Genomic DNA, 10,780 nt, shown 5'->3' with positions numbered 1-10,780 from the left:
TGACCCTGTCCCAGTTTTGTATCCGGCCAGAATGAGAGATCTGGCGCTTCATCGGCCGGGGTTAACCCCGGCCGATGAAGCAAATTCGGCCGGTGTCATGAACCCCAGTGACGTGTGAGGTCGGGTCTCATTGAAGTCCCGTCGCCACGCCTCGAGTTTGGCCCGGGCGTCGTCCAGAGACAAGAACCAATGCGTGTTCAGGCATTCGTCCCGGAGCCGCCCGTTGAACGATTCAACGAATGCATTGTCCGTAGGCTTGCCGGGCCGACTGAAGTCCAAGGTCACCCGATTTATATATGCCCAATGGTCGAGGGCGCGGGAGATGAACTCCGGCCCATTGTCCACCCTGATCTTTGCAGGCGCACTGCCACGCTCGAACAGCAACCGATCCATGACATCGACAACCTGTTCGCCCTTGATCCCCTGGTCAGCATGGATGGCAAGGCACTCCCGGGTGTAGGCATCAACCACCGTCAGGGCCCGGAACCGCTTGCCGTTGAACAGGGCGTCGGACACGAAGTCCATCGCCCAGATCTCGTTGGGCCGCTGCGCCAATGGGCGCTCGACCCTGCGCGCCGCCATCACGTGGCGCCGTGGACGCTTTGTGCGCAGGTTCAGCCCTTCCTCACGGTAGAGGCGACGCACACGCTTGTGGTTCACCGGCCAGCCCTCCCGCCGTAGCAGGACGTGGATACGGCGGTAGCCGTAACGAATGCGGACCTCGGCAATCTCCTTGATCCGTTGCCGTAATGGCGCCTGGTCGGGCCGCACCGACCGGTAGCGGTGCGTTCGCCGGTCAAATCGCAGGGCAGCGCAGCCGCGGCGCTCGCTGACGCCAAACTGGTTCTGCACCCAATGGACGATCTCCCGACGCCGCCCAGGCGCTAAACTTTTTTGCTAGCACCTCCTGGAGCATGGCTTTGTCGAGGCTGAGATCCGCCACAAGGCGCTTCAGCTTCTGGTTCTCCTCCTCAAGCTGGCGCATCTTGCGCAGCTCGGACGGCCCAAGGCCGCCATACAGCTGCTTCCAGCGGTAATAGGCCGCCTCGGATATCCCCATCTTCCGACACACCTCAGCCACCGGTGTGCCAACCTCCGCCTGGCGAAGGGCAAACGCGATCTGCTCGCCTGTGAACTTCGACTTCTTCATCAGCAAAATCCTCCGCTCAAAGCAGCTTCGATTTTGCCAGATTCCTCTCATTCAAACCGGATACATTTTGCGGGACAGGGTCAACTTTGTCGCCGATCCCTATGCGCGTCGGCCGCTGGCGATAGTGGCGCGGGCCAATGTCGCTGCCGATCCACAAGGCGTGCGCGGTGAGACCGCACAACTGGCACTTGGGCTGCGGCAGACGCTGCTGCCTGGCGTGTCACTTTCAGTCGAGCGCCTGATTCCGCTGGGTGCGGCAAAGCAAGGCGCTTTCACGGCTCGCTTGGCCGCCGGCGTAAGCTGGCAACGGCTGGAAGCCTATGGCGAGGCCGGCGTGATCGACACGGGCCAGGGTCTATGCCGGCGGCCAGGCTCGCGCCCGTGTCGTGCGGTTTGGCCCGGCAACGCTGAACGCCGCCACTTGGGCCAGCGTGCAGACCGGCAGTCCCGATGTCTGGCGGCTGGATGTTGGCCCCTCGCTCAGCGCCAAGGTGAAGGGCATCCGCATCGAAGCCGATTGGCGGCAACGCGTGGGCGGCAATGCTGCGCCGGGCAGTGGGCCGGTGCTAACCGTATCCGCGGGCTTTTAGTTCGTTGTGCCGGCCCGGTCGAAGATCGCCTGCAGTTCGGCGAATGTCCGCCGCTGCTGCAGGGCCAGCATCAGCAGGATGCGCGCCTTGGCCGGTGTCAGTTCGCGGCCGCCGATCGTCGGCACCCGATCATCATCATCCGAATTCGCTGCTGGCGTCGGTTCCGAACGCCGGATGTCGCCGTGGCCTTGGCGCGGGGTGGTGACCATCGGAATCTTCTTTTCCGCCAGCGCCCGCAGCGCCTTGCGGGCGCCGCTGGAAACGCCGCCGGCGCCAACCCCGGCCACGATCACGCCATCGGCATTGCGCACGATGTCGCGCACTTCGTCGTCGGTCTGGCCGGCATAGGCATAAACCACCGCAATGCGCGGCAGCTTGGCTTCGCCCAGGGCCAGCATTTCGGGCTGCGGCTGCGGCGGCCCGAAATAGCGCGGTGCCAGGCCAAGCACATGGCCAATCGGGCCGCGGCTGGGGGCGGTGAACGCCTCGACGCGGTTCACGTCAAATTTGGTGACAGAACGCGGATCGAAGATCGTGTTGTTCAACACCACCATCACGCCGCGCCCGGTGGAAGCGGGCGAGGTCACCACCCGTATCGCATCCAGCATGTTTTGTGGCCCGTCGGCGGAAACGGCGGTGCTGGGCCGCATCGCGCCGACCACCACCACCGGCTTGGTCGGCGGCAGGATCAGGCTGAGCAGAAAGGCGGTTTCCTCCAGCGTGTCGGTGCCATGCGTGACGACCACGCCGGCCACATCAGGATCAGCAAACGCCGCCAGCGCGCGGGCATGGAGCTTGCGCCAGATGGTTTCGTCCATGTCACCGCTCGCCACGTTGGCGATCTGTTCGCCGGTCACCCGGGCAATCTTGTCGACCCCCGGCAGTGCGGCAATCAGATCGTCAACGGATACGGCGCCTGAACGATAGCTGGTGCCCGCCGCATTGCCCTTGCCGGCAATGGTGCCGCCGGTGGCCAATATGCGCACCTGGCTTGTTGCAGTAGGTTCAACGGGCTGCGCATGCAGCGTCGTGCCGGCCAGCAGCATAGCAGCGGCCAGAATCCATGTGGATTTGTGCAAAGCCTGTCCTTCACCCATTGTCGTTGGCGCCCGGGTTGGCGCCCGGGTTGGCGCCCGGGTTGGCGCCCGGGTTGGCGATGGTCCGCCGTTCGGAGAGTTTACGCAGCAGCGCCCGTGTGCGCAACTGGCCGAGCAGTTCGTTGATCACCGAAATGCCTTGTTCGGCCATGTCCAAGGCCTTGGCCTCGCCAACATGGCCGGCGGTGTGCTCCAGAAAGTGGCGGACTTCCTGGGCGGTCAGCCAATCGATCAGGACGTTGTACAGGCGCATCTGGCCGCCATCAAAACCCAGTTCCGGTGTGAAACCGATATCGTCGAGCCGCTGCACGGTGCGCAATATGGCTGCATCCCGGGCGGTGACAGTGCCGTCTTCGGCCAGCGGGATCATGAGATCATCGAGATGTTCGCGGCTGTGCGGCGGTAGGCCAAGATCGTCAAAGACCACCCGCGCCGGCCCGCCGTCTTCAAGCCGCTGGGCGAGCAGGGCATCCAGCGTGGGAAACACTTCGGGCAGCAGCCAGCGGTCGCCATCCTCGGCCTCCAGCAGAGTGCGGATCACGGCCAGCGGCAGGAAGCGTTCTTCCTGCAGGCGCTTGATCGCCTTCAGCCGCGCGACATGCACATCGGTGTAACGTGCGCTGTTCGGGCTGGTCTTGTCCGGTTCCGGCAACAGGCCTTCGCGGATGTAGAATCGGATGGTTTCCCGGCCGACGCCACTGGCCTTTTCAAGATCGCGCATTCTCATTCCTGAGCGCCTTAGCGCAACTGAGGCGGTCATGCTAATGGGCTGATTGCCGATGGAATCCTTTGCCCGCCTGCTCGATGCGCTGCTCTACACGCGCAGCCGCACCGCCAAGTTGCGGCTGATCGCGGATTATCTGGTGGCCACGCCTGATCCCGATCGCGGCTGGGCCCTGGCGGCCCTCACCGGCACGATTGATCTGAAGGCGGTGCAGCCCAGTCTGCTCAAGGCGCTGATGGCCGAACGGGTTGATGCGACCCTGTTTGCGCTGTCCCATGATTTCGTGGGTGACATGGCGGAGACGATTTCGTTGTTATGGCCTGATCCGCCGGGCGAAAAGCCACCGTCACCCGCGCTCGACGAAGTGGTCGTCCAGCTTTCCGGTCTGTCGCGTGGTCAAGCACCGGCGGCGGTCGCGGCGCTGCTCGATCGGCTGGACGTGCAGGGCCGCTATGGGCTGATCAAGCTCGCGACCGGTGCGCTGCGTGTTGGCGTATCGGCACGACTGGCGAAGACAGGACTGGCACAGGGTTTTGGCCTGGATGTGGAGGCGGTTGAGGAAGTCTGGCACAGCCTGACACCGCCGTTCACACCGCTGTTCTCATGGGCCACCGGCGCCACGCCGCCGCCCACCGCCGGCGACGTGCCGGTGTTCCGCCCGTTCATGCTGGCCAGTCCGCTAGAGGAGGGGGTGACGCTCGATCTGGCTGATCATGCCGCCGAATGGAAATGGGATGGCATTCGAGTCCAGATCGTCCACGCCGGCGGCCAGACCCGGCTGTTCAGCCGCACCGGCGACGATATTTCGGCCAGCTTCCCCGATGTGGCGCAGGCCTTGCACGCGCCGCTGGGGCTGGATGGCGAACTGCTTGTGCGGGGGGAAGGGCAGTCAGATAGCGTGGCCGCCTCGGGCAGCTTCAATGCCTTGCAACAACGCCTTGGCCGCAAGGCACCGACGGCGAAGCTGATGGCCGAGCGCCCGGCCTTCATCCGCGCCTATGATCTGCTTTCCCATGCTGGCGAGGATCTGCGCGCCCTGCCGTGGACGGCGCGTCGCGCCCGGCTGGCGTCAGTGCTGCCCGGTCTCGATCCGGCCCGGTTCGAACTGTCGCCGCTGGTGGAGGCCGGCAGCTGGGCTGATCTGGCCACCCTGCGCGATGCCGCCCGAGATGCCGCCATTGAGGGCCTGATGCTGAAACGCCGCGACGCACCCTATGTAGCGGGCCGCAAAGCCGGCCAGTGGTTCAAGTGGAAGCGCAGCGCGCTTACTGCCGATTGCGTGCTGATGTATGCCCAGCGCGGCCACGGCAAACGGTCGAGCCTCTACAGCGATTTCACCTTCGGGTGTTGGACGCCGGATGGCCAGTTGCTTCCGGTCGGCAAGGCCTACAGCGGCTTCACCGATGCCGAACTGGCGCTGCTCGACAAGTTCGTGCGCGGGCACACGATGCAGAAATTCGGCCCGGTGCGGGAGGTGGAGAAATCGCTGGTGCTGGAAGTGGCGTTCGACTCGCTCCATGCTTCCAGCCGCCACAAATCCGGCCTCGCCATGCGCTTCCCGCGCATTTCGCGCATCCGCACCGACAAGCCGGCGATCGAGGCCGATACGATCGCGGCGCTGTTGAAGCTCGCCACCTGAGCGCCTAGGGTTCACCCATGCTCATCGGCTCCTTCAACATCAACGGCACCAACGCCCGCCTGCCACGCCTGCTGGAATGGCTGGAGGAGGCCAAGCCCGACATCGCCTGCCTGCAGGAAATCAAGATGATGACGGAGAATTTCCCCGTCGAGACGTTGCGTGAGGCGGGCTACCACTGCCTTGTCCACGGCCAGAAGGGCTTTAACGGCGTCGCCATCCTCAGCCGCGAACCCGCCACAGAAGTGCAGCGCGGCCTGCCGGGCGATGAGACGGACGAACAATCCCGCTATCTCGAAGCCGATGTGATGGGCGTGCGGGTGGCCAGCATCTACCTTCCCAACGGCAACCCGCAGCCTGGCCCCAAGTTCGATTACAAACTGGCCTGGATGGAGCGGTTGCGCGTCCACGCTGCTCGGTTGCTGGAAACCGGCCTGCCCGTGGTGCTGGCCGGCGATTACAACGTCATCCCCAACGATGATGATATCTGGGATGTGACGGCGATGCGCGACGACGCTTTGCGTCAGCCGGAATCGGTGGCCGCCTACCGGCAGCTGCTGTGGCAGGGCTGGACCGATGCCGTGCGCCAGCTCCATCCGGTGGGGGGCATCTGGAGTTTCTGGGATTATCAGGCCGGGGCCTGGCAACGCGACCACGGTTTCCGCATCGATCACCTGCTGCTGTCACCGGCGGCGGCCGATCGCTTGGCAGATGCCGGCGTGATGAAAGCCGTGCGGGGCCAGGAAAAGGCCAGCGATCACGCGCCGGCCTTTTGCGTGCTGCGTTAACGCGGCTCGACCTGCGGCTGCGCCGGTTCCTTCAGCGTCTTGTCCAGCCAATTGTCGTCCAGCCGCGGCGGCTCGTCGCCGGGAGGCGCTTCGCCGTCCATGGGCGGGGCTTCGTCCATGGTGATGCCATAGCTTTGCGCGTCAGGCTCCGGCCCCAGCGTATCATCGGCAAGTTCGGTCACCAGTGCCTCGGGCGGGGTGCCGCCCACGGCACGCGCCATGAACTGGGCAAAGGCGCGGGCTGGCGCGCGGCCACCGGCGAGGCCGCGCACCGCCTTGGCATCATCGCGGCCCATCCACACGCCGGTGGTGATGCCGCTGGAAAAACCAATGAACCAGCCATCCTTGTTGCTGCTGGTCGTGCCGGTCTTGCCTGCCAAGGGCCGGCCGATCTGAGCGGCGCGGGCAGTGCCTTCTTCGACGGCGGCCTGCATCAATTGTGTCATTTGCGCTGCCACAACGGGGGCGACGACCTGGCGGGTTTCGCCTTCGCTGCGGTTGTACAGCACGCGGCCCGGTCCAGTGGTGATGCGGGTGATGGCAAAGGGCGTGTTTTCCAGGCCATTGTTGGCCACCGTCGCATAGGCGTTGGTCATTTCGAACAAGGTGACTTCCGATGAACCAAGCGCCATCGCCGGTTGCCGGCTGATCTGCGTGGTGATGCCGAAGCGGCGGGCCATTTCCGCCACCGTGTCAAAGCCCACCTGTTCGGCCAGCTGCACCGCCACCGTGTTGATTGATCGGGCAAAGGCCTGGCGCACGCTCACCGGGCCGATGAACTGGCCATTGTCGTTCTTCGGGCTCCAGTTGCCGATGCTCACCGGCTTGTCTTCATAGATATCCTCGGGCGTCACGCCGCTTTCCAGCGCGGCGGCATAAACGAAGAACTTGAACGCCGAACCGGGCTGGCGCCGCGCCACGGTCGCCCGATTATAGTTGGAGCGCACATAATCGGTGCCGCCCACCATCGCCTTCACGCCGCCATCGCGGGCCAGCGCCACCAGTGCCCCTTGCGCGCCCTTGGGCGCTTCGGCGCGGATCGCGGCTTCGGCATCGCGCTGCATCTGGCTGTTGAGCGTGGTTTCCACCAGCAACGGCTCATTGGCTTCGTCAGTCAGATTCTCCAGCTCGGTCAGCACCCAACCGGTGAAGTACCGCACGCCGGCCAGGCGCGCCTGTGGAGCAAAGCGCACCTGGCGCGGATCGGCAGCCGTGGCTTCTTCGGGCGTGATGCCGCCCTGTTCCACCATCACCGCGATCACCGTGGCAGCGCGCTTTCGTGCGGCTTCGGCATCGGCAGATGGCGAAAAGCGCGACGGCGCCTTCACCAGCCCGGCGATGATGGCGGCTTCTTCCAGGGAAAGCCGGCGGGCACTGTGGCCATAAAATTTGCGCGATGCCGCATCCACGCCATAGGCGCCGCCGCCGAAATAGACGCGGTTTAGATAGAGTTCGAGAATATCTTCCTTGGCAAACTTGCGCTCGATGGCCAGCGCCAGCACCACTTCGCGCAGCTTGCGCGTGTAATCCTTGGATGCGGTGAGGAACAGGTTGCGCGCCAGCTGCTGGGTGACGGTGGACGCGCCTTGCGCCTTGTTGCCGCGCGCCGCGTTCACCACGAACGAGCGCACGATGCCGATCGGATCGATGCCGGGGTGATACCAGAAGCGCCGGTCTTCCACCGCGATCATGGCGTTCTTCATCGTCGCCGGAATCTCCGGATAGCTCAGCCATGCGCCATAGCTGGGGCCAAAGCTGGCCAGCACCGTGCCATCATCGCCGCGGATTTCCACCGGCTGGCCATTGGGGCTGCGCTTCATGTCGTCGAAGGAGGGCAGGTCGCGATAAGCCAGAGCGACCGCCACTGCGAGGGCGATGAACAGCGCGAGCCCGGCCACTAGCCCCCACTTCAGGAGGCTGATATACCAGCGGGACTGTTTCGGGCGCGGAGCGGGACGACGTTGGGGCACTTGGGTGTATTATCCAGCAAATACGGCAGCTATTGGGCAGAGCAGGCGGGACAGGCCGGATCTTTCGGCAAACTAAGGGTGCGGAAGCGCCCAGCCATCGCGTCGAACAGGGTGATGCGCCCGGCGCTGGACGGCGAGAAACCGGACAATTCGCGGATTGCCTCCATCGCCATCAGGCTGCCGATCACCCCGGTGAGCGCGCCGAGCACGCCGACGGCAGCGCAATTGCGTTCCGGCTGATCCTCTGGCGACCCAACGAAGCAGCGGTAGCAGGGCAAGGCCGGATCATGGCCCTTGAATACGGCGACCTGGCCATCGAACGGCCCGACTGCGCCCGAAACCAGCGGCACGCCGGCGGCCAGCGCGCTATCTGCCACCAGCACCCGCGTCGTGAAACTGTCGCAGCCATCGATGATCAGATCATGTCCGGCCAGCAGCGCATCAACATTGTCGGCATCGAGCCGCAGCGGCACCGCCACGGTTTCGACATGCGGGTTGAGCGCGTGCAGGTGGCTGGCGGCGCGCTCCGCCTTCATCTCGCCGGCATCGGCGGTTTCAAACAGCACCTGGCGCTGCAGGTTGGACAGCGCCACCGCGTCATCGTCGATGATCGTCAACCGGCCCACGCCTGCCGCCGCCAGATAGAGCAGGCACGGGCTGCCCAGCCCGCCGGCGCCGACAACGGCGACCCGCGCCCGTGCCAGCGACGCCTGTCCGCGCCCGCCGAATTCCGGAAGCACCAGGTGACGGGCGTAGCGTTCAAGCTCGTCGTCGGAAAAGTTCACCCATGCACTCCCGTGGAGCCGAAGCCGCCAGCGCCGCGCTGCGTGTCGTCCAGCGTCTCGACCACAGCCAGCGTGGCCCGGGTGACGGCGGCCGGCACCAATTGGCAGATCCGCATGCCGCGCTCGATGGCGAAGGGCTCCTGGCCCAAATTGATCAGCAGCGCCTTCACCTCGCCGCGATAATCGCTGTCGATGGTGCCGGGGCTGTTGGGCACGGTGATGCCGTTTTTCAGCGCCAGGCCGGACCGCGGTCGCACCTGCACTTCATAACCATCGGGGATCGCCATGCAGAACCCCAGCGGCACCGGGAACCGCTCGCCGGGTGCCAGCACGATGGTTTCAGTGACGGCGGCCACCGCGTCCATGCCGGCGGCGCCGGGGGTGGCATAGGCGGGCAGGGGCAGGCCTTCGCCATGGGGCAGGATGGTGAGCGGTATCGAAATCATGCGTGTCCTGCAAAATGCGCGGCGATGCGGGCAGCGAGCGTGGCGGCGACGTCGTTCTTGGCTTGTCCACCCCAATCCTCGTTGCCCGTGGCCGTGATCAGATGAACATGGTTTGAATCGCTGCCAAACACGCCTTCGGAGACATCGTTGGCGACGATCCAATCTGCACCCTTGCGCGTTCGCTTGGCGGCAGCGTGGGGGATGAGATCATGGGTTTCAGCGGCAAAGCCCACCACCAGCGCCGGGCGCTGGGCATGGTGGCCGATGCCGGCAAGGATATCAGGGTTTTCGGTCAGCACCAGCGGCGCAGGGGTGCTGCCGTGCTTCTTCAGTTTCTGTGGCGCCGTTTCGGCCCGCCAATCGGCCACGGCCGCCACCATCACGGCGATATCGGCGGGCAGGGCGGCTTCGCAGGCGGCCGCCATGTCCCGCGCGGTTATCACGTCCACCCGGGTGACGCCGGCGGGGGGGGGCAGATGCACCGGCCCGGCCACCAGCGTGACGCGCGCACCCAGACCGGCCAGAGCGGCAGCAATGGCGAAACCCTGCTTGCCCGACGAATGATTGCCGATGAAGCGCACCGGGTCGATCGGTTCATGCGTCGGCCCGGCGGTGACCAGAGCGTGGCGGCCCAGCAATGGCTTGGAACCGAACTGCGCCGCAATCCCTGCCATGATCTTGGGCACTTCGGGCAGGCGGCCAGGGCCAAACTCGCCGCAGGCCATCGCGCCGTCATCGGGCTGCATCACCGTAATGCCATCGCCACGCAGCGTCGCGATATTGCGCTGGGTGGCAGGATGCAGCCACATGCGCACGTTCATCGCCGGCACCATCAGCACCGGCTTGTCGGTGGCCAGCAGCACTGTGGTGGCCAGATCATCGGCCATGCCTGCCGCCGCGCGCGCCATGAGGCTGGCGGTGGCCGGGCACACCACTACCAGATCGGCCGCGCGGGAAAGCTGGATATGGCCCATCGCCGCCTCATCCTCCAGATCCCACAGACTGGTGCGCACCTTCTCGCCGGCCAGCGCTGAAAGCGACAACGGTGTCACGAAACGCGCGCCGTTCTCGGTCAGCACCGGCAGCACGCGGGCCCCGGCGCGCCCCAGTTCGCGCACCAGTTCGAGCGTCTTGAAGGCGGCGATGCCGCCGCTTACGATCAGAAGGATGGTCTTGCCAAGCATTGTCCCGCCTTGAGCTGGGGCTGGCATAGCGCAGGCGACGTCGGCTTGCCAGCGCTTCACGAGACAGACCTCGGTTGGCGGGATTTGCACAAGATTTGGCCTTCTCGAGCTATTGCTGACTGCGTCCTTTTCGACATATTCTTGACCTTTATTGAAGGGGGGAGAACATGAGCGAAGACTGGGCAATTGACGTCAGGAAATATGTACCTGACGCAGAGGGAGACATCATTGCGGGCATCGTGCGTTATTGCGGCATTTCGTTGCGCAATCGCGACTCCTCGCTGGTTTCGTTCACCGACCCGGCCGAAACCGACCGCGTCAAAGCCAATTTCCTCCGAAAGAAACTGGGCCTGACCGACCCCGATTCCGTGCTCGACTCAGCCATCGCCGCCGTTGGTGAACGCATGAAG

The 10,780-nt window shown here is 65.1% G+C and carries 11 protein-coding genes; 4 read left to right on the top strand and 7 right to left on the bottom strand.

Annotated elements, in window-relative coordinates; genetic code table 11:
- Positions 1-48: 48 nt before the first annotated feature.
- Positions 49-1,150 (bottom strand): IS3 family transposase gene (locus tag Q7O19_RS11930; protein WP_303810737.1). Its coding sequence is split into 2 segments (ribosomal slippage): positions 49-889 and positions 888-1,150, totalling 1,104 coding nucleotides; the frame shifts between segments, so codons are not numbered across the junction.
- A gap of 386 nt (positions 1,151-1,536) precedes the next feature.
- On the opposite strand from Q7O19_RS11930, the gene Q7O19_RS11925 reads away from it, so the two are divergent.
- Positions 1,537-1,740, top strand: a complete 204-nt coding sequence (locus Q7O19_RS11925; protein WP_303810736.1) for a hypothetical protein — start codon at positions 1,537-1,539, stop codon at positions 1,738-1,740.
- Here the strand turns inward: Q7O19_RS11925 and Q7O19_RS11920 are convergent.
- Positions 1,737-2,837 carry an asparaginase gene (locus Q7O19_RS11920; protein WP_303810735.1) on the bottom strand — a complete coding sequence of 367 codons (1,101 nt, stop codon included), beginning with the start codon at positions 2,835-2,837 and terminating at the stop codon, positions 1,737-1,739. The two genes, Q7O19_RS11925 and Q7O19_RS11920, sit on opposite strands and share 4 nt — an antisense overlap.
- Positions 2,830-3,558: a MerR family transcriptional regulator gene (locus tag Q7O19_RS11915; RefSeq protein ID WP_303810734.1), complete on the bottom strand. Its 729-nt coding sequence runs from the start codon at positions 3,556-3,558 to the stop codon at positions 2,830-2,832. Before Q7O19_RS11915 ends, Q7O19_RS11920 begins: the two co-directional genes overlap by 8 nt.
- 58 nt (positions 3,559-3,616) lie before the next feature.
- Here Q7O19_RS11915 and Q7O19_RS11910 point away from each other — a divergent pair, with 58 nt between their 5' ends.
- Complete coding sequence (locus Q7O19_RS11910) at positions 3,617-5,200, top strand: cisplatin damage response ATP-dependent DNA ligase (protein WP_303810733.1); 1,584 nt, start codon at positions 3,617-3,619, stop codon at positions 5,198-5,200.
- Between the two features lie 17 nt (positions 5,201-5,217).
- Positions 5,218-5,985, top strand: coding sequence for an exodeoxyribonuclease III (gene xth, locus Q7O19_RS11905; protein ID WP_303810732.1), 768 nt, complete (start codon positions 5,218-5,220; stop codon positions 5,983-5,985).
- Here xth and Q7O19_RS11900 read toward each other — a convergent pair.
- From Q7O19_RS11900 to coaBC, 4 genes are read right to left on the bottom strand one after another with little or no spacing between them, the layout of a single operon-like run.
- Positions 5,982-7,955 (bottom strand): transglycosylase domain-containing protein, encoded by a 1,974-nt coding sequence (locus Q7O19_RS11900; protein WP_303810731.1) that lies wholly within the window; start codon positions 7,953-7,955, stop codon positions 5,982-5,984. The two genes, xth and Q7O19_RS11900, sit on opposite strands and share 4 nt — an antisense overlap.
- Positions 7,956-7,984: 29 nt before the next feature.
- Positions 7,985-8,740, bottom strand: a complete 756-nt coding sequence (locus Q7O19_RS11895) for a molybdopterin-synthase adenylyltransferase MoeB (protein ID WP_303810730.1) — start codon at positions 8,738-8,740, stop codon at positions 7,985-7,987.
- Positions 8,737-9,186: a dUTP diphosphatase gene (gene dut / locus Q7O19_RS11890; protein ID WP_022678726.1), complete on the bottom strand. Its 450-nt coding sequence runs from the start codon at positions 9,184-9,186 to the stop codon at positions 8,737-8,739. Before dut ends, Q7O19_RS11895 begins: the two co-directional genes overlap by 4 nt.
- Positions 9,183-10,370, bottom strand: coding sequence for a bifunctional phosphopantothenoylcysteine decarboxylase/phosphopantothenate--cysteine ligase CoaBC (coaBC, locus tag Q7O19_RS11885; protein ID WP_303810729.1), 1,188 nt, complete (start codon positions 10,368-10,370; stop codon positions 9,183-9,185). The genes dut and coaBC overlap by 4 nt, the downstream gene beginning before the upstream one ends.
- A 167-nt stretch (positions 10,371-10,537) precedes the next feature.
- Here coaBC and Q7O19_RS11880 point away from each other — a divergent pair.
- Positions 10,538-10,780: DUF2853 family protein (locus Q7O19_RS11880; protein ID WP_303810728.1), on the top strand; the 243-nt coding region annotated here is incomplete at its 3' end.

Source organism: Sandarakinorhabdus limnophila DSM 17366 (genome assembly GCF_945882885.1).
GTDB classification, from domain to species: Bacteria; Pseudomonadota; Alphaproteobacteria; order Sphingomonadales; family Sphingomonadaceae; genus Sandarakinorhabdus; species Sandarakinorhabdus limnophila_A.
The sequence above is the reverse complement of the archived record's forward strand: the minus strand, read 5'-3'. Positions and strand labels throughout refer to the sequence as shown.

Bases quoted from the DNA above. Each gene is read 5' to 3' on its own strand.
- Q7O19_RS11910 (WP_303810733.1), top strand. From the start codon at position 3,617: ATGGAATCCTTTGCCCGCCTGCTCGATGCGCTGCTCTACACGCGCAGC.
- Q7O19_RS11920 (WP_303810735.1), bottom strand. From the start codon at position 2,837: ATGGGTGAAGGACAGGCTTTGCACAAATCCACATGGATTCTGGCCGCT.
- dut (WP_022678726.1), bottom strand. From the start codon at position 9,186: ATGATTTCGATACCGCTCACCATCCTGCCCCATGGCGAAGGCCTGCCC.
- coaBC (WP_303810729.1), bottom strand. From the start codon at position 10,370: ATGCTTGGCAAGACCATCCTTCTGATCGTAAGCGGCGGCATCGCCGCC.
- Q7O19_RS11915 (WP_303810734.1), bottom strand. From the start codon at position 3,558: ATGCGCGATCTTGAAAAGGCCAGTGGCGTCGGCCGGGAAACCATCCGA.
- xth (WP_303810732.1), top strand. From the start codon at position 5,218: ATGCTCATCGGCTCCTTCAACATCAACGGCACCAACGCCCGCCTGCCA.